16 protein-coding genes are annotated in these 18,788 nt (G+C 62.4%); 6 read left to right on the plus strand and 10 right to left on the minus strand.

The window, feature by feature from the left end; all coding sequences use genetic code 11:
- The first annotated feature begins 128 nt into the window (after positions 1-128).
- Both ATY76_RS09535 and ATY76_RS09540 read left to right on the plus strand, forming a co-directional pair.
- Complete coding sequence (locus ATY76_RS09535; RefSeq protein WP_088674513.1) at positions 129-1,067, plus strand: DMT family transporter; 939 nt, start codon at positions 129-131, stop codon at positions 1,065-1,067.
- Between the two features lie 248 nt (positions 1,068-1,315).
- Entirely contained in the window at positions 1,316-2,215 is a 900-nt protein-coding gene (locus ATY76_RS09540; protein WP_088674514.1) for a hypothetical protein, read from the plus strand.
- A 31-nt stretch (positions 2,216-2,246) separates the two neighbouring features.
- Here ATY76_RS09540 and ATY76_RS33665 read toward each other — a convergent pair whose 3' ends face one another.
- The 6 genes from ATY76_RS33665 to ATY76_RS09565 form a co-directional block, all read right to left on the minus strand.
- Positions 2,247-2,390 (minus strand): hypothetical protein, encoded by a 144-nt coding sequence (locus ATY76_RS33665; protein ID WP_176538976.1) that lies wholly within the window; start codon positions 2,388-2,390, stop codon positions 2,247-2,249.
- 44 nt (positions 2,391-2,434) lie between these two features.
- Positions 2,435-2,626, minus strand: coding sequence for a hypothetical protein (locus tag ATY76_RS09545; protein WP_088674515.1), 192 nt, complete (start codon positions 2,624-2,626; stop codon positions 2,435-2,437).
- A gap of 132 nt (positions 2,627-2,758) precedes the next feature.
- On the minus strand, positions 2,759-3,649 hold the full coding sequence (locus tag ATY76_RS09550) for a uracil-DNA glycosylase (protein ID WP_088674516.1): 891 nt from the start codon (positions 3,647-3,649) through the stop codon (positions 2,759-2,761).
- Positions 3,650-3,717: 68 nt separating this feature from the next.
- Positions 3,718-5,010 carry an Hsp70 family protein gene (locus tag ATY76_RS09555; RefSeq protein WP_088674517.1) on the minus strand — a complete coding sequence of 431 codons (1,293 nt, stop codon included), beginning with the start codon at positions 5,008-5,010 and terminating at the stop codon, positions 3,718-3,720.
- Between the two features lie 221 nt (positions 5,011-5,231).
- Positions 5,232-8,348 carry an efflux RND transporter permease subunit gene (locus ATY76_RS09560; RefSeq protein ID WP_088674518.1) on the minus strand — a complete coding sequence of 1,039 codons (3,117 nt, stop codon included), beginning with the start codon at positions 8,346-8,348 and terminating at the stop codon, positions 5,232-5,234.
- Positions 8,345-9,634, minus strand: a complete 1,290-nt coding sequence (locus tag ATY76_RS09565) for an efflux RND transporter periplasmic adaptor subunit (RefSeq protein ID WP_088674519.1) — start codon at positions 9,632-9,634, stop codon at positions 8,345-8,347. Before ATY76_RS09565 ends, ATY76_RS09560 begins: the two co-directional genes overlap by 4 nt.
- 273 nt (positions 9,635-9,907) lie before the next feature.
- Here ATY76_RS09565 and ATY76_RS09570 point away from each other — a divergent pair, with 273 nt between their 5' ends.
- Positions 9,908-10,786: an aminoglycoside phosphotransferase family protein gene (locus tag ATY76_RS09570; RefSeq protein ID WP_088674520.1), complete on the plus strand. Its 879-nt coding sequence runs from the start codon at positions 9,908-9,910 to the stop codon at positions 10,784-10,786.
- Between the two features lie 8 nt (positions 10,787-10,794).
- Here ATY76_RS09570 and ATY76_RS09575 read toward each other — a convergent pair whose 3' ends face one another.
- Positions 10,795-11,583 (minus strand): SDR family oxidoreductase, encoded by a 789-nt coding sequence (locus ATY76_RS09575; RefSeq protein ID WP_088674521.1) that lies wholly within the window; start codon positions 11,581-11,583, stop codon positions 10,795-10,797.
- Between the two features lie 246 nt (positions 11,584-11,829).
- On the opposite strand from ATY76_RS09575, the gene ATY76_RS09580 reads away from it, so the two are divergent.
- On the plus strand, positions 11,830-13,494 hold the full coding sequence (locus ATY76_RS09580; protein WP_088674522.1) for an electron transfer flavoprotein-ubiquinone oxidoreductase: 1,665 nt from the start codon (positions 11,830-11,832) through the stop codon (positions 13,492-13,494).
- 135 nt (positions 13,495-13,629) lie between these two features.
- Positions 13,630-14,244, plus strand: coding sequence for a L,D-transpeptidase (locus ATY76_RS09585; RefSeq protein ID WP_088674523.1), 615 nt, complete (start codon positions 13,630-13,632; stop codon positions 14,242-14,244).
- 83 nt (positions 14,245-14,327) lie between these two features.
- Here ATY76_RS09585 and ATY76_RS09590 read toward each other — a convergent pair whose 3' ends face one another.
- A complete protein-coding gene (locus ATY76_RS09590; protein ID WP_088674524.1) occupies positions 14,328-15,233 on the minus strand; it encodes a DMT family transporter in 906 nt (301 codons plus the stop codon).
- Positions 15,234-15,378: 145 nt separating this feature from the next.
- Here ATY76_RS09590 and ATY76_RS09595 point away from each other — a divergent pair, with 145 nt between their 5' ends.
- Positions 15,379-15,852: an Lrp/AsnC family transcriptional regulator gene (locus ATY76_RS09595; RefSeq protein WP_088674570.1), complete on the plus strand. Its 474-nt coding sequence runs from the start codon at positions 15,379-15,381 to the stop codon at positions 15,850-15,852.
- A 27-nt stretch (positions 15,853-15,879) separates the two neighbouring features.
- On the opposite strand, the gene mgtE is transcribed toward ATY76_RS09595, so the two are convergent.
- Complete coding sequence (gene mgtE, locus ATY76_RS09600; protein WP_088674525.1) at positions 15,880-17,253, minus strand: magnesium transporter; 1,374 nt, start codon at positions 17,251-17,253, stop codon at positions 15,880-15,882.
- Between the two features lie 256 nt (positions 17,254-17,509).
- Entirely contained in the window at positions 17,510-18,745 is a 1,236-nt protein-coding gene (locus tag ATY76_RS09605; RefSeq protein ID WP_088674526.1) for an MFS transporter, read from the minus strand.
- Positions 18,746-18,788: the final 43 nt, after the last annotated feature.

Here is an 18,788-nt window from a genome sequence, read left to right on the forward strand (position 1 = left end):
CTCCCTCACTGCCTGCGGTTTTTTCGCCCATTAGGATTTTCTTTCGTTACGATGGAAGGTGTTCCGCAGCGTTCCCGAGTCGAACGCGTCTCCCCATTCTGTTCAAGTCAGCATCAAGAGCCAGGATCATGCACTCGGTTCTCAAAAACCCGATGAGAGGCATTGCGCTGAAAGTCTCGTCGGTCGTGGTCTTCCTGGCCATGCAGACCTTCATCAAGCTGGCCGGTTCGGACATCCCGCCGGGTCAGGTCACTTTCTGCAGGTCCTTCTTCGCGCTCTTTCCGATCATGGCCTACCTCGCCTATATCGGGCAGTTGCGCGCCGCCTTCTACACCGCCAATCCGGTCGGCCACCTGAAGCGCGGCACGATCGGCATCCTGTCGATGGCTTTCGGCTTTTACGGTCTCCTGCATCTGCCGCTGCCGGAAGCGATCGCGCTCGGTTACGCCTTGCCGCTCGTCGCCGTCATCTTCGCTGCGGTTTTCCTCGGCGAGACCGTGCGCATCTATCGCTGGAGCGCCGTTCTGATCGGCATCGTCGGCGTCGCCATCGTCTCCTGGCCGAAACTCACCCTGTTTCGTGATGGCGGCATGGAGGCCGAACAGGCCATCGGCGCGCTCGCGGTACTGCTTTCGGCCGTTCTCGGCGGCATGGCGATGATCCAGGTGCGCCGCCTCGTCGAGGAGGAAAAGACGGCGACGATCGTGCTTTATTTCTCGCTCACCGCATCGGTTTTTTCGCTCGCCTCCCTGCCTTTCGGCTGGCTCGTCCTGCCATGGCCGTCGGCGCTCTATCTGATCGCTGCCGGCTTTTGCGGCGGCGTCGCGCAGATCCTGCTGACGGAAAGCTATCGCCACGCCGATGTCTCCACCGTCGCGCCGTTCGAATACACCTCGATCCTGCTCGGCAGTATCGTCGCCTATTTCGTCTTCGGCGACGTCCCGAGCGTCACCATGCTGATCGGAACAGCCATCATCGTCGCCGCCGGCATCTTCATCATCTACCGCGAGCACCAGCTGGGCATCGAGCAGCGAGAGGCCCGCAAGGCCTCGACGCCGCAGGCCTGATCGGTGTGTAAGCTTATGATATCGAAGATATTTAACGCAGAGATTGTGGTTGTTTGAAATTTGCGCGTACAGAGCGAAAACGGTGGCGAATTCTTGTGATATCGCTCGGCGGCAGAATATGATTGTTGAAGATGAGCGAATATCATTTATTCGAAGCTGCGCATGTCTGAATGGCCGCTGATGCCGGAGAAGCTTTCGGTTTCATTGCTCCGAACGCTGGCCTGCGAGCGGCGGTGGAGAGAAGCATAATGGCGTTCACGGCGGAGCAATTGGTAAGGAATCCTTCCTTTCTGATGAGCATCCGCTTTTTGGCTGGGCAGTTGCGCGGCATGTTCGATGCCGGTCCGCGGCTGGCGCGGTTGCTCGCTTCCCAGCAGCGGTGGCTTCTGACCCAGACCGCCTTTGCCCTCAATCTGGAATATGATCCGAGCGATCCGACGTCGGGCTTGACCGCAGTGCGGCTGACCGGGCGCATCACCGCACACAAGGTGGCAAGCCGCAACACGGTGCTCGCCTTCATCGAAGAGCTCCATACCTACCGCTTCATCACCCACACGCCTGGCGACGAGCGGCGGCGGCCGCGTCATTTCGAACCCGCCGAAGTCAGTTACCAGGCGATGTTTGCCTGGATCCACTCCAATCTCGCTGCGCTCGACCTGCTCGATGGCGGTGAAAGGGCTGCCGTTTTCCAGGCAAATCCATCCCTGATGAGGCTCATCCAGCCGCGTATCGCCCGCCATTGCCTGGAAGATGCCGCCTGGCGCGAACCGCCGGAGCAGGTGGCGCTGTTCCTCTGGACGGAGGCCGGCGGCCTCGTCGTCGACCACCTCATGGCCCGGATGGATATCGAAAACGCCGAGCCCGACAGGTTCCCGGTCGGCCGCGTCGAAACCCGCGCGCTCGCCGCCGATTTCATGATGTCGCGCACCCATCTGCAGCGTTTGCTGGCAAAGGCCGCGCAGCGCGGCTGCCTCGGCTGGCAAGACGAAACACGCAAGACGCATCTTTGGGTATCGCGGGATTTCGTCGAGCAATATCGCGCCTGGCAGGCGGTCAAATTCGCCTATGTCGACGAAGCTTTCGAGTGGGCTACCGCATCGATCGGAAAACCGGAATCGATATCAGGAAAGCACAATGCGAGGACTTAGAGTGAGCCCGGATCGATGGGATGGCTTCTGATCAGAGAACGATGGCCGCGACGCTTGCGCCGGCATCGGCCGGCTTGACGGAAAGCTCGCGCTCGTATTCCCGCGCTGCACAGACCGCGACGCGAATATGTTCGAAGGTCTCGATGTTGCGCAGGAGCGATATCAGGATCGTCATCTTGTTACTCTTACAGGTAAAAGGCAGGCAGAAGCGCCTGCCGCTCAATATTGCTGGAAGTCGGAGAAGATGGCGGTCGGGCGCGCCGTGCGGCTGTTGATGCCGGTGCCGCGGGCAATCATCTGTTCGTTCGTGGCAAAGCCGAGACGGCTGTAGCCCTGAGTGGAGCGAACTGGATCGCTGGCTAGGCGAAGGGTTTCAAACCCGCAATGGATAGGACGAAATCTCTTGTTCATGGCCTTGGTTCCTGTGATTCCTCCCAAGACACAGGCCTATATTGCAATGCAACATAGATTCCGCAATGCATCCTAGCGCGATGCAGCCATGCGAAAAACGCATGGATCGATTCATAAATTATTCAATTTCGGCTAATTTCTAAGCAGAGAAAGGGACTTAAGCTTTGCCTGAAAAGCCAGCAGGTCGTTCCAGGCGAGCCGCTTGTTGACGGGCGCGGTTAACAGATCCTGAGGATGCAGGCTGGCGATCGCGGGAATGACGCGGTCGGCGACCGCAATTTCCTTCCAGCGGCCGCGCAGCCCGTGGATAGTATCGTTTTCGCCGAAGAAGAAGCGCGCTGAAAAATTGCCGAGCAGCAGGATGACCTGGGGTTCGGCCAGCGCGATCTGCCGCTCGATGAACGGGCGGCAAATGTCCATTTCGGCCGCCGAGGCTGCGCGGTTGCCCGGCGGACGCCAGGGAATGACCTGCGTCAGCAGAACGCTCGAGCGGTTCAGCCCGATCGCCGCCAGCATCTTGTCGAACAGCTGGCCGGATTTTCCGGAGAAGGGCGCGCCTTCGCGATCGTCTTCGGCGCTCGGTGCCGAGCCGATAACCATGATGCCGCTTTCGGCGTCGCCGTCGGCAAAGATGGTCGAGCGGGCGCTATGTTTGAGATTGCAGCCGTTGAAGCCTTCGAGTGCGGTCTTGAGTTCGCTGAGCGAGCGCGCGCTTTCGGCCACGAAACGCGCCTGCTGCACCGCCTCGCCATCCGGTATCGCAGGTTGCGGACTGGAAGCCGGGGCCGGACGCGCCGCTGCACTTGGACGCGGCGTTGCCTGCCGCTCTCCGGGAGACAGGCGTTCCCCCGCGCCCGGCTGCTGTTGCGCCTGAGCAGCCGGGCGGCGGGCGGCCTTCATCGCCTCGAATTCGGCGAAGCGGTCGATCGCCTCTTCCTGCAGCAGCCACTCCACGCCGGCATCCGCATGGAAATGCAGAAGCGCTGCGAGCTCGGCGGGGGAAAGGTCGTTGGCGGAGATCATGCGGCAAGTCTAGCGGAGAGAAATGGGCATTGAAAGGGCGGGCGACAGATTGCCCGCTCCTGCCTGTTCTATTGCACAGTCCATTGCGCGATGTCGTCGCGTTCGCCGATCAGCGCCAGGCCATGGGCGATCGACAGCAGCTCGCCGCCGCTTTCGATCCGGTCGCGTTCGAAGCGCTCGGTGAAGATGCGGCGCACGGCCGGCACGAAGGACGTGCCGCCAGTCAGGAACACTTTGTCGATCTCCGACGCCTTCGTCTCGGTCTTGTCGAGCACCTCGTCGAGCGCGCCTTCGATGCGGGCAAGATCCTCGGCGATCCAGCCCTCGAAGTCGCTGCGCCGGATGCTGCGATGTCCGCCACGTCCGAGCGGCGCGAAATCGAAAGGCGCTTCTTCAGAGGCCGAGAGCGCCATCTTGGTCGCCGAGACCGCCTGATAGAGCGGATAGCCCTCGTCGTGGTCGATCAGGTCGATGAAGATTTCGAGCTTTTCCGGCTCCAGGCTGGTACGCACCAGCTTCTTCAGATCCTCGAATTCGCGTGTGGTCTTGAAGATCGACAGCTGGTTCCAGCGGCCGAAGCTGGAATAATAGTTGGACGGGACTTCAAGGATCTTGTCGAAGCTTTTGAAATGGCTGCCCTTGCCGATCTGCGGCGCGACGATGTTGTCGATCATCCTGTAGTCGAAATGATCGCCGGCGACGCCGACGCCGGAATGGCCGATCGGTGTTGCCGTCAGCCTGCCGGCGATGGTCTCGAAGCGGATCAGCGAATAGTCGGTCGTGCCGCCGCCGAAATCGGCGACCAGCACGGTCGCATCCTGCTTCAGGTTCTGCGCGAAATAAAAGGCGGCGGCGACCGGCTCGTAGACATAGTGGATTTCGGGAAAGCCGAAACGCGACAGCGCCTCGTTGTAGCGTTCGGTCGCCAGGTCAGGATCGGGGCTGGCGCCGGCAAAATGCACCGGCCGGCCGGTGACGATGCGGCTGACGTCGGACGGCCAATTGTCGCCGGCATAGTTGCGCAGCCGCCTGACGAAAACCTCCATCAGATCCTCGAAATTATGCCGCTTGGCAAAGATCAGTGTGCCCTGGAACAGCGCGCTGGCCGCAAAGGTTTTGATCGACTGCAGAAAGCGGCATTCGCCGGGATTGTCGATGAACTGGCGGATCGCCGCATGGCCCGCCTCCACCTTCAGCGCCGACGCGCCGAGCTGCGCATCCTTCATGAAGGACAGCGCCGTGCGCATGCTGTCGGCCGTTCCCGCCGTGCTCGTGAACGCCATCGAGCGCGTCGCCCCGCCATCCGCCATGGCGAGAACCGTATTGGTCGTGCCGAAGTCCAAACCCAGCGCCTGAGCCATGCCCGCACCTCTTTCATGCCGATTGTTATTGAAGACGGAGCGTTGCTCCGCGAAAGGGCGTGTCAGCGCCCGGATCAAGGAGGGCGGGTGATGCCACAGAGGCGTGACACATTCAAGAGGATCGAAAGCGGATGTGGTCGCTGGCGCACTTCTTCTCCCGGGCAGGGAAAAGAAGTGCGCCGCAAGGGCTGATGGGTGATGCCGAACTCAGAGGGCCGTCATCATTCGGCAGCCATTGCCCTTGCCTCCCGTACCACCGGTTCCTCCACCTTTTTTCCGCCCATCAGGCGGCCGAGGAAGTTTCCGAAGCGGTCCATCTCGACGAAGATGACTGGGGTGATGAACAGCGTCAGCATCTGCGAGACGATCAGGCCGCCGACGACGGCGATGCCGAGCGGCTGCCGCAGCTCCGAGCTTGCGCCGGTGCCGAGCGCGATCGGCAGGGCGCCGAGCAGGGCGCAGAAGGTGGTCATCATGATCGGCCGGAAGCGCCGCACGCAGGCCTCGTGGATTGCCGCCGTCGCCTTCTCTCCCGTGGTGCGCATGGTCTCCACCGCCACGTCGATCATCATGATCGCGTTCTTCTTGACGATGCCGATCAGCATCAGCAGCCCGATCAGGGCGATGATCGACAGGTCGAAGCCCATGATCTTCAGGGCCAGCAGCGCACCGAAGGCCGCCGCCGGCAGGCCGGAGAGAATGGTCAGCGGGTGGATGAAGCTCTCATAGAGCACGCCGAGCACGACATAGATGGTCAGCACGGCCGCCAGGATCAGATAGGGTGTATTGCCCTGCGACTGCTGGAAGATCTCCGCCGTGCCGCCATAGGAGGTGAAGACGTCGGTCGGCATGCCGATGTCCTTCTTGATCTGGTCGATCGCCGCCGTCGCGTCGCTGAGCGAGACGCCCTCCGGCAGGTTGAAGGAGACGGTCGTCGAGACGAGCTGGCCGGTCTGGTTGATGGTGACAGGACCGGTGGTGCGCTGGACATGCGCGAAGTTCGAAAGCGGCACCAGGCTGCCGTTGGACGAGGCAACGCGGATTTCCGACAGCTTCTGGTCGTCCCAGGGCTTACTCGTGTCGTATTCGACGATGACATCATAACTGTCGCCGGTCGACTGGATTTCCGCAGCCGCATATCCGCTGAAGGATTCTTGCAGCGTCGTGCGCAGCGTGTCATTGTCGATCCCGTAGGCGGCCGCCCGCTCCGTATCGATGACAATATTGGCCTGCAGGGCGTTGTTCTGGGCATCCGAGGTGACGTCGGTGAACAGCCGCTCCTTGCTCATCGCCGCCTGGACCTTGCCGGCCCAGAGGTTGGTCTGGTCGGCGCTCAGCGCCTGGATGACCAGCTGATACTGGCTGGCAGTCTGGCGGCCGCCGAAGCGCAGGCTCTGGTTCGGTGTCACAAAGGCCTGTATGCCCGGGATCTTGTTGATTGCCGTGCGCAGTTCGCGCAACGTCTGATCGAGCGGCGGGCGCTCCTTCTTGTCCTTGAGCTCGACGAACATCGAGCCGTTGTTCTGCGGCTTGTTCGGGTTGCCGCCGATCGTCGACATCACGTGGTTGACGGCCGGGTTCGCCTTCACGGCTGCCGCCGCCTGTTTCTGCAGCGCCTCCATGGCGGAATAGGAAATATCCTGCCGGGCCTGGGTGCTGATCGTCAGGCGGCCGATATCCTCCTGCGGGAAGAAGCTCGTCGGCAGCGTCATGAAGAAATAGATAGTCAGCGCCACCGAGCCGAGGAAAACCCCGAGGATCGTCAGGCGATGGCGAAGGCACCAGCCGACCGCCCTGTCATAGCCGTTAAGCGTCCGCTCGAAGCCGGCATCGAAGAGACGGATGAGAAGCGGCGGGCGGCTGTGATTGTTGGAGAGGCGCGAGCCGAGCATCGGCGTCACGGTCAGCGAGACGATCGCCGACGAGATGATGGCGATGGCGACCACCATGCCGAACTCGTTGAAGACGCGGCCGACGACGCCGCCCATCAAGAGGATCGGGATGAAGACCGCGATCAGCGAAACCGACATGGAAATGATGGTGTAGCTGACTTCGCCGGCCCCCTTGATCGCCGCCTCCCGCACCGGCATGCCTTCCTCGACATGGCGCAGGATGTTTTCCAGCATGACGATCGCGTCGTCGACCACTAGACCCACCGCGAGCGTCAGCCCGAGCAGGGAGATGTTGTCGATACTGTAGCCGAGCACATACATCATGCCGAAGGTCGCGATCAGCGACAGCGGAACGGCAAGCCCCGGAATGATCGTCGCGGTCGCATGGCCGGTGAAGAGGTAGATGACGAGGACGACGAGGCCGATGGTCAGCAGCAGCGTGAACTTCACGTCTGCGATGGCCGCGCGAATCGGCTTTGCGGCATCGTTCATGACGACAGTGGTGACCGATGAGGGGATTTCGGCGTGAAGCTGCGGCAGCTTGGCATTGATCGCATCGACGACATCGACCGTATTGGCGTCCGGCTGACGCTGGATGGCGAGGATGATGCCGCGCTGTCCGTCATACCAGCTGCCGGTATATTGGTTCTCGACGCTATCCTGCACATCGGCGACATCGCCGAGATGGATCGGCGCGCCGTTCGGATTGGCGATAACAAGCGAGCGGAACTGGTCGGCATTGGTGCGCTGGGTGTTCGCGGTGATGGTCATGCTCTGCGAATTGTTCTGCAGCGTTCCCACAGGCTGCTGACTGTTGGCCGCAGCCAGCGCCTTATTGACGGTATCGATGCCGATGCCGCGGGTCAAAAGCTTGTTCGGATCGACCTCGACGCGCACGGCATAGGTCTGCGCACCGTAAACGCTGACCTGGGCGACGCCGGGCAGCGTCGAAAGCGACGGCGAGATGATGTCTTCGGCGATCTCGTCGAGCTTGCTGCGCGGCATGGTGTTGCTTTGCACGGAGAGCAGCATGACCGGCGCATCGGCCGGGTTGGTCTTGCGGTAGCTCGGCGGCGTCGTCAGATTGTCGGGCAGCTGCCGGGTCGCATGCGAGATTGCGGCCTGCACGTCGGCCGCCGCCGCATCGATATCACGGTTGAGGTCGAACTGGAGCACGATGCTGGTGCTGCCGAGGGAGCTCGATGCGCTGATCTCACTGATCCCGGGAATGGTCTCGAACTGCTTGATCAGCGGCGTGGCGACCGAGGTCGCCATAGTCTGCGGCGAGGCGCCGCTCAGCTGCGCCGAAACGTTGATGGTGGGAAAATCGACCTGCGGCAAGGCTGCGACCGGCACGAGCTGATAACCGGCAAGGCCGGCCAGAATGACGCCGATGGCAAGCAGCGTCGTCGCGACGGGGCGCTGAATGCAGAAATTGGGGATCATTGCTGACCTCCCACCACGATCGTCTGGGACTGCTGCTGCCGAGGCTCATCGGCGGAAGCGACATCGAGCGTCTTGTCGTCGAACTGCTCCTTGATCGCCTGCTGGTCGCTGAGCTCGCCCTGACCCTCGACGACCACATGGTCGCCTTCCGAAAGGCCCGATTCTATCGCGGTAAAGCCGCCATTGGCCCGGGCGACGCTGACGGGGGTCAGATGGGATTTGCCGTCCTTGGCGACGAAGGCGAAGAAACCGTCCGGGCCGGGGCTGACGGCAACCGTCGGCACGACCACCTGCTGTTCGGCATTGTCGAAATGCACGACGATGTTGACCGACTGGCCGGGCCAGAGCGCGCCGGAGGCATTCTCGAATTTCGCCTTGGCGAGGATCGTGCCGGAGGCGGTGTCGACAGTGTTGTCGTAGAAGCTGATCTCGCCCTTGCGGACCTGCCCCTTGCTGGAGGAGGGAACCGTGCTGACCTCGACCGGGCCGGCTGCGAGCGCGTTCTTCAGCTCGCGCAGATAGCGTTCCTGCAGGTGGAATTTCACATAGATCGGATCGTATTTCGCGATGGTGACGATTGCCGAGCCGGCATTGACGAAAGCCCCCTTGCTGATGGCGATGTCGCCGAGCCGGCCGTCGAAGGGCGCGCGAATGTCGGTATTCTCGAGAATGATCTGATCCGAGGCGAGCGTCGCCTTGTCCGCGTCGACCGTGGCCGCGGCGGTGTCACGGGCGGCTCTCGCCTGATCGAGGCTCTGCTGGGTGCCTGCCTTCTGGTCGAACAGGTCCTGCGCCCGCACCAGCGCCGTCTCGGATTCCGAAAGGGTCGCGGTGTCGCGCACGATCATCGCATTGTCCTTGTCGACGGCGGCCTTGGCCGTCCGGTCGTCCAGCTTGGCGATCAGGTCGCCGGTTTTGACGGTCGCCCCATCCTGGCCGTTGATGCTGACGATCAGGCCCTGCTCCTGCGCCGCGATGGTCGTGTTATCGTCGGCATCGGCCCATCCGGACGCCGTCACATCCGTCGGCAGTGCCGTTTTCACCGCGGCGACCGTTTTGACGACCGTCGGGCCGCCGCCACCGCGCCGGCGGCCGCCGCCTTGATGTTGCCCGCCATCCGCTCCCTGATCGGCCTGCGCCTGCTCTCCGCCGGTGCTGCCTGACGGCTGTTTGATCAGCTTCGAGAGGTAAGGCACCTGGGCGGCATAGGGAATGAAATTGCCGAATTGCCAGAGGCCGACGGCGGCAACAGCGACAACGCTGACGGTGATCCAAAATTTCTTCATGGGCGAGACCGGTCTTGGGCAAGGTTGCGAAAATTTTATGCCCTGATTGAGCCGCTTATATTGCGGCGCAAAAAAGACATAATTGCCCGGTCGCGATCACTAAGTGGTTATAAGGGCTTAAATTTTTGTAATGAATATTCCGTAATATTCAAACTATACTAATATAGGAGCAACCGCGTGCGTTTCGACGGGCGATTTCGCAAGAAAGATGACGTCGATCCACAGCCCGCCGATTGCAAAACAAGAGGCGGCAAAAGAGAAGGTAGGGTCGTCATGGCTGAGTTGGACGCCAGCGAATTTCGCTCTCTCATAACAAGCGTGTTTCCTCATCTCACCGGCGCGGTCTTCCGGCTCACGGCGAAAAGCTGGGATTCGATGGCGGTCGATGTGGACGACACGCTGATCTTCAAGTTTCCCCGTCATCTCGGCGCTGAAAGAGCGCTGGTGAAAGAAGCTGCCGTACTCGCCATCATCAGGCCGTCGCTATCGATGGCCGTTCCCGATATGCGCATTCATGACGGGCCGCCGATCTTCTCCAGCCATGCGAAGCTCGAGGGCGAACATCTCATTGCCGAGGATTATGATGCGCTCGGCGAAGGTAATCGTCAGCGTCTCGCGGACGATCTCGCGCGTTTTTATGCCGAGCTGCACGAGCTCGATGCCGATCGGCTGCGATCGGCCGGCGCCGCTACAATACAGCCATGGCAATCGCCGGAAGCGGTGCGAACGAAGGCCTTGCCGCTGCTTGCGCCTGATATCCGGAACTTCGCGCAGGCCGTCGTTGCGGACTTCGAAGCCTTGCCGCCGGATCCTTACGGCAATGTCTACGGTTTCTTCGACGGTCACGGCTGGAACATGGCCTTCGACTATGCGCAGGGCAGGCTCAACGGGATCTACGATTTCGCCGATTCCGGTTTCGGCCCGCTGCACCAGGAGTTCATCTATTCGAACTTCATCTCGGCCGATCTGACCGCGCGCATCGTCTCGGCCTATGAGGGGCTGACCGGACGCAAACTCGACCGGCGGCGCATCGCGATCCTGACAGGCTTCCATCGGCTTTCCGAACTCGCCGAACTGGCAGACGATCCTCTGAATGTCGAACAGATGGCGCGGAGCGTGGCGGCATGGGCCGCCGCCTCCCGCCTCGGCTGAAAGCGCCTTCAGACGGATCGCGCCGCGCCGCCATCGCAGCGGATGAGCGAGCCGGTGATGTAACTTGCCGGCTGGCTGCACAGGAAGGCGGCCGTGGCGCCAAATTCCTCGACCTTGCCGTAGCGGCCGACCGGGATGCGCGCCTCCTTGTCGGCGCGGATTTCCTCTAGGCTCTTGCCCGTCCGCTTGGCGGCAGCACCGTCGAGATCGTCGAGCCGCCTCGTCAGGATGCTGCCGGGCAGGAGCAGGTTGGTGGTGATGCCGAAGCCCGCCACCTCGGAGGCAAGCGTCTTGCTCCAGCCGGCAAGCGCCGGGCGCAGCGTGTTCGACAGCGCCAGATTAGGGATCGGTTCGATCACGCCTGAGGAGGCGACCGTCAGGATGCGGCCCCAGCCCTGCGCCTTCATGCCGGGCAGCAGCGCATTGGTGAGCGTGATCACGCGGGCGACCATGGAGAGGAAATAGGTTTCGAGCTTTTCGGCCGTCATGTCCTCGGTCGTGCCGGGTGCCGGGCCGCCGGTATTGTTGACGAGGATATCGAGCCCTCCGAACTTCTCCTTCACCGCCGTCGTTGCCGTCTGCACGAAGCCTTCATCACCGAGATCGGCCCAAATCCAGTCGGCCTTACCTTTGCCTTCGGCATTGATCGTCTTGCAATTGGCCTCCAGCTGTTCGCCGCTGCGCCCTGAGAGCAGCACGTTTGCTCCTTCCCGCGCCAGGGCCGTGGCAATGCCGAGACCGAGACCGCGTGAGGAGGCGAGAACGAGCGCGCGTTTGCCTTCGATGCCGAGATCCATGACTTTCCCTCCGATATCTACGAGCGATGTATGCGCACGCGAGTGAAAAGAAAAGGGAGGCTGGCCGCTTGCCGCGGTTTGATAATTGACGTTAACGTAAACGTTATATAATCCTGCTTGGGAAACAAAGTCATTGGGGGAATTGGAAGATCGGCTGTCGTATCTCGGCTCGACAATCCAATTTCGTTTTGACAAGAAGTGCCCATGAGGGATGACGGCCGCCTGCGGCCAAGCGGAGACGAATGGATGAGCGAGATGACAGATCTGCCCGAACGCGAGAGCATGGAATTCGACGTGGTGATCGTCGGCGCCGGTCCGGCCGGTCTTGCGGCGGCGATCCGGCTGAAGCAGGTCAATCCGGAGCTTTCGGTCGTCGTCCTGGAGAAGGGCGCCGAGGTCGGCGCCCACATCCTTTCCGGTGCGGTGGTCGATCCGATCGGCATCGACAGGCTGCTGCCCGGCTGGCGCGAGGATGCCGATCATCCGTTCAAGACCGAGGTGACCGACGACCAGTTCCTGTTGCTCGGTCCCGCCGGCTCGATCCGCCTGCCGAATGTGATGATGCCGCCACTGATGAACAACCATGGCAATTACATCGTCTCGCTTGGCAATGTCTGTCGCTGGCTGGCGGGCAAGGCGGAGGAACTCGGCGTCGAGATCTATCCGGGCTTTGCCGCCGCCGAAGTGCTCTATGACGACAAGGGTGCGGTGATCGGTGTCGCCACCGGCGACATGGGTATCGAGAAGAACGGCGAGCCGGGGCCGAACTATACCCGCGGCATGGAGCTGCGCGGCAAATATACGCTGATCGGCGAAGGCGTGCGCGGCTCGCTCGCCAAGCAGCTGATCGCCAAGTTCGACCTGCAGAAGGACCGCGAACCTCAAAAGTTCGGCATCGGCATCAAGGAGCTCTGGCAGGTCAAGCCCGAGAACCACAGGCAGGGGCTGGTGCAGCATTCCTTCGGCTGGCCGCTCGGGATGAAGACCGGCGGCGGCTCCTTCCTCTATCACCTCGAAGACAATCTGGTGGCGGTCGGCTTCGTCGTCCATCTGAACTACAAGAACCCCTATCTCTATCCTTTCGAGGAGTTCCAGCGCTTCAAGACCCATCCTGCCATTCGAGGCACCTTCGAGGGCGGCAAGCGGCTCTCCTATGGCGCGCGCGCCATCACCGAGGGCGGTTACCAGTCGGTGCCGAAGCTTTCCTTCCCCGGCGGGGCGCTGATCGGCTGTTCGGCCGGTCTCGTCAACGTGCCGCGCATCAAGGGCAGCCACAATGCGGTTCTCTCAGGCATGCTGGCGGCCGAGAAGCTGGCGGCTGCCATCGCGGCCGGCCGCAGCCATGACGAGGTCGTGGAGATCGAGAGGGAATGGCGGGCGACCGACATCGGCAAGGATCTGAAGCGTGTCAGGAACGTCAAGCCGCTATGGTCGAGGTTCGGCACGGCGATCGGCGTTGCGCTCGGCGGTCTCGACATGTGGACGAACCAGCTCTTCGGCCTTTCGCTCTTCGGCACGCTTGGTCACGGCAAGACCGATGCGCAAAGCCTGGAGCCGGCCTCGCAGCACAAGCCGATCGCCTATCCGAAACCGGATGGCGTTTTGACCTTCGACCGTCTGTCCTCGGTGTTCCTGTCGAACACCAATCACGAGGAGGACCAGCCGGTGCATCTGCAGGTCAAGGACATGAGCCTGCAGAAGGCCTCCGAACTCGGCACCTATGCCGGCCCGTCGACGCGGTACTGTCCGGCCGGGGTCTATGAATGGGTGGAGAAGGACGGCGACAAAATCTTCGTCATCAACGCCCAGAACTGCGTGCACTGCAAGACCTGCGACATCAAGGACCCGAACCAGAACATCAACTGGGTGCCGCCGCAGGGCGGCGAAGGGCCTGTCTATCCGAATATGTGAGGCGGATCGGCATCGCGGCCGACAATTTCACGTGCTGACGTCTTCGTGATCGGCCGTTCGCGGCCGCTCTTAGCCATTCGTTAACCATAATTTCCTTAGCTTGCGACATCTTCTTGACGCACTAAGGACACATTCATGACGATCTCCCGCCGGGGCTTTCTGATTGCTCTGCCTCTTGTTGTGGCCGGCTGCTCTTCGACCGGTTTGAACAGTCAGACGAATTACGCAGCGCTTCCCGATGAAAGGTTTCCGCTGAAGCAGGTGCCGATCGACCGGATCAAGCCGGAGCTTCGGCGTCAGGAAGTCGCCTACGACACCGCGCATGCGGCGGGCACGATCGTCGTCGATACGCCGTCGCGCCGCGCCTATTATGTGCTTGGGAACGGCCGGGCGATGCGCTACGGCGTCGGTGTCGGTCGCGAGGGGCTGGCATTTGCCGGCAACGCCTATGTCGGGCGCAAGGCCGAATGGCCGAGCTGGACGCCCACCGAAAACATGCAGCGCCGCGAAGAGCGCTACCGCCGGCTCGCCGGAGGCATGCCGGGCGGCCCGAACAATCCGCTCGGCGCACGGGCGATGTATCTCTATCGCAGCGGCAACGATACGCATTTCCGCATTCACGGCACAAACCAGCCGGAATCGATCGGTCTTGCCATGTCGAGCGGCTGTATCCGCATGATGAACCACGACGTGATCGACCTCTACAGCCGCGTCGATGTCGGCGCCAGGGTCGTCGTCATCCAGGCTTGAGCGAGCGAAGCAGATTCATTGAAAAAGCCGCCGCAGCGATGGCTGCCGGCGGCTTTTGACTTAGGGCGGCTGACGCTGGCGCGTCAGTGACGGCGTGCGGCAATCCCAGTCGAGAGCGCCACGCCGATGCCGGTGATCACGGCGGCGCTGATTTCGGCGGTGCCGACCGTTTCGCCGAGCAGGAAGCCGCCGCCGAGCGTGGCCAGAACCGGCGTCAGCGCCGTGAAGGCGGCGGCCTGCGTGCCGCCGAGGGTTCGCACGGCCGTGCCGTAGGCGACCATGGCGACGAGACCGGAAAGAATGCCTTGGCTCAGCACCTGCAGGCCAATTTCCGAAAGCGGGGCTTGCGGCAGCGAGATGCCGAAGACGAGGGCCAGCACGGCCATGATCAGGAAGGACCAGGCGGCAATCAGCGCACTCGCCTGAATGGCCGTCAGGCCCGAGCGGCGGAAGGCATGCGTATAGCTTGCCCAGAGCACGGCGCCGGCCGGCAGCAGGACGAAGCTCGTCCAGGGCAGCGAGGCATCGGCGAGGCTGCGGGCCAGCAGGATGAGGACACCGCCGACGATTGCGAGCAGCCCGGCGATGCGCGTGACATCGGGCCGTTCCCGAAACAGCAGGATGCCGATCAATGCTGTGGCAAGCGGCATCGAGCCGCCGAGCAGGATGCCCGAAGAGGCGGCCGGTGTAGAGTGAATGGCAAGCGTCGTCACCAGGAAGAAGATCGCGCCGCAGCCGGCGACCATGATCGCCAGCAGATGAAGCGGCAGGCCCTTCGGCAGCAGGCCGATCCGCAGCCAGACGGGCGAAAGCGCGAGCGCCGGAATGCCGAAGCGGATGAGGCCGATATCGATCGGGCCGAGCGATGTCGCGGCGCTGTGGCGGGTCGCCAGAAACCAGGTCGCCCAGATCAGCACGGTAATGGTGCCGGCGGCATAACCGAGGGACTGCGAAGGCGATTTGTCGTTTGAAAATGCGATCGTGCTCATCGTCCTAATCCTTTCCTCCGTCCGGATCCTCTCCGGTTGAAAGAAAGATTAGCGCCAGATGCCGGGGCATGTCCTTGCTATCTGTGGCTTGAAAATCGTGCTATACGCAATCTTCTGCCAAATGATGCCGATGGATATTATAAAAATGCCAAATCTCGATAAATTCGATATCGCCATCCTGAAGTGCCTGCAGGAAGATGCACGGGCCACGAATGTCGAGATCGCCGAGAAGGTGAACCTTTCGCCGTCGCCCTGCCTGCGCCGCATCCGCAATCTCGAGCGAACAGGCATCATCCGCGGTTACACCGCCGATATCGACCGCAAGGAAGTCGGTCTCGGCCTGACCGTCTTCGTTGAATTCAAGGTAGTCCATCACAGCCGCGAAAATTCCGAGGCGCAGCAGAAGGCGCTGCTGGCCATCCCCGAGATCGTCTCCTGCTTCCTGATCTCGGGCACAGCCGATTTCCTCGCCGAAGTGGTGGTGGAGGATCTCGCCGCCTATGAACGGCTTCTGACCGAGACGCTGCTGACCCTGCCCAATGTCAGCGACATCCGCTCGAACTTCGCCATCCGCAGCATCAAGACCCATGGGCCGTTGAAACTGCCCGAGGGAAAGTGATTTCCCTCGGGCTTGCTGCGGCATGCGTTAGAGCAGCGTCCCGCTGAGGATGAGCAGCGCCACCGAGAAGTAGATGACGAGCCCGGTGACGTCGACCAGCGTGGCGACGAAGGGGGCCGAGGCGCTGGCCGGATCGAGCCGCAGCTTCTGCAGCACGAAGGGCAGCATCGAGCCGCAGATCGAGCCGAAAGTGACGATCCCGATCAGGGCGGCAAACACCGTGATGGCAACCATCGGCCAATGCGGGCCGTAGTCGTAGAGCCCGGCCGACTGCCAGAAGACGATGCGGATGAAGCCGACGAGGCCGAGGATCGCGCCGAGCACGATACCGGTCGGCAGTTCGCGCAGCAGCACCTTCCACCAGTCCGAAAGCTTCAGCTCGCCGAGCGCCAACGCCCGGATGATCAGCGACGTCGCCTGCGAACCGGAATTGCCGCCCGAGCTCATGATCAGCGGGATGAACAGCGTCAGCACGACAGCCTTTTCCAGTTCGCCCTCGAAATGCTGCATGGCGCTTGCCGTCAGCATCTCGCCGAGGAAGAGGGCGGCAAGCCAGCCGGCGCGCTTGCGGATCATGCCGGCGAAGCTGATCTTCATATAGGGCTGGCCGAGCGCTTCCATGCCGCCGAACTTCTGGGCCGCTTCCGTCGTATCGGCGATCATCGTATCGATCACGTCGTCGACGGTGACGATGCCGAGCATCTGCCCATGTTCGTCGGTCACAGGCAGAGCGAGCAGATCGTGCTTGCGGATCAGCCGGGCGACATCCTCCTGCTTCATCAAGGGATCGGCCGAAACGGGCGCGCCCTTCTGAGCCACCGTCAGGATGGAGGCGTCGGGCTCCCCAGTGATGAGGCGGCGCAGCGTCACCACATGCATCAGTGCATGGCTCACCTCGTCGAGCACATAGATGGCATAGACGGTCTCGCGCGAGCGTTCGACCTGGCGCACATGGTCGAGCGTCTGGGCGACGGTCCAGCTGTCCGGCACGCTGACGAATTCCGTCGTCATGATGCCGCCGGCCGTGCGCGGCGGATAGCCCATCAGGTGCTGGATCGCGATGCGAACCGGCTCGTCGAGGCTGGCAAACAGCCGGGCGCGGGTCTCGCCGTCGAGTTCGAGCAGCACGTCGGCGACACGGTCGTTGGACATGCCGTGCAACAGCCGTGCTGCATCCTCTGCGCCGAGCAGCGCAAGGATCTCAGCGGCGTGACGAAGCTCCGGCCGGTCGAGGATGTTGACGGCATAGTCCAGCGGCATGCCGGTCAGCACGCGTCCGGCATCCTGGACGGTGAGCGCGTTCAACGCTTCGACGCGTTCTGCGATCGTTGCGCCGCGGCTGTTGTTGATGAAGGCACGGGCGGCATGGCCTGCCCGAAGTGGGAAGCGATTGATGTTCATTGAGGCTCGCCTTTCCGTCGATCCGCCGTAGCGTCCCGAACGGGCGAGCCGACAGGAGTCGGTCAGCGCACGAGGGCCGCGTACGGCAAAGGCAATCGACTGCTACTGTCGCTTGGCATCGTTAAGATGGCTCCGTTGAAATCCGTGGAAGACGAGTGTCATCCACGTGTCATGCTAGGTGGTCCCGAATGCGGAATAAGTCAAGCGGGAGAGATGCTTAACGCCAGAATGTCGCACCCCTGGGCGGGCCGCATGATCAGGCTGAGGCCCCCTGCGGGCTGCGGCCGCGCCGCTCCAGGCGGAACGACGCAGCAAAGACGAAGAGGCCGAGGAAGGACAGTGCCGCGCCGACATAACCGGTTGCCGCAAAACCGTAGCCCCAGGCGATGACGAGGCCGCCGAGCCAGGCGCCGATCGCGTTGGCGATGTTGAAGGCGGAATGGTTGGAGGCGGCCGCAAGCGTCTGCGCATCGGCAGCGACATCCATCAGCCGCGTCTGCAGCGCCGGGCCGGCGGCAAAACCGCAGCCGACCAGGAAGACCGAGAGGCCGAGCATATAGGGGTTGGCGGCGGTCAGCGAGAAGGTGGTCAGCACGACGATATTGTAGACAAGCGAGCCGCCGATCGTGCCGAGCAGCGATTTGTCGGCAAGCCACGAGCCGATGAAATTGCCTGCATTCATGCCGACACCGAAAAGCACCAGCATGATCGCGACCGCGCTTTCGGGCAGCATCGCGACTTCGGTCGTCGTCGAGGCGATATAGCTGAACATCGCGAACATGCCGCCATAGCCGACGGCGGCAATGCCGAGCGTCAGCCACACCTGCGGCCGGCGGAAGGCGCCGAGTTCGCGCAGGAAGCTCGCTTCTTCGGAAACCCTGTCCTTCGGAACGTAAATCCAGATCAGCGCCACCGTCAGCAGGCCGACGATGCCGACCGACCAAAACGCCACCTGCCAGTCGAGCGACTGGCCGAAAAACGTCGTCAGCGGCGTGCCGAGAAGCGTCGCGACGGTGAGCCCGAGCATGACGCGTCCGACGGCGCGTGCCCGCCGATAAACCGGCACCATCGAGGCGGCGACGAGGGCGGCGACGCCGAAATAGGCGCCGTGCGGCAGGCCGGTGACGAAGCGCAGGACTGTGAAGGATTCGAAAGTCGGCGCCACGGCGCTTAATATATTGCCGATGGCAAAGACCAGCATCAGCGTCAAAAGCAGCGTGCGGCGCGCCATCTTCGCGGCGAGCACGGCAATGACCGGCGCCCCGACGACGACGCCCAGCGCATAGGCGCTGATGACGTAGCCGGCCTGCGGGGTCGTGACGGAGAAAGTCTCGGCGACGTTGGGTAGCAGTCCCATGATCGCGAATTCGCCGGTGCCGATGCCGAAGCCGCCGCAGGCGAGCGCCAGTTGAACCAAGGCTACGGTCGTTGCCGACGGCAGCTCGTCCTCCGGCTGGGTTCCGATGGAATCATTGATGGCGATCTCACTCATGAGAGCTCCTCGGGACGGTTCTGCTTGGCAATGGCCCCAGGCG

Source organism: Rhizobium sp. R339 (assembly GCF_002211395.1).
Classification (GTDB): Bacteria; Pseudomonadota; Alphaproteobacteria; order Rhizobiales; family Rhizobiaceae; genus Rhizobium.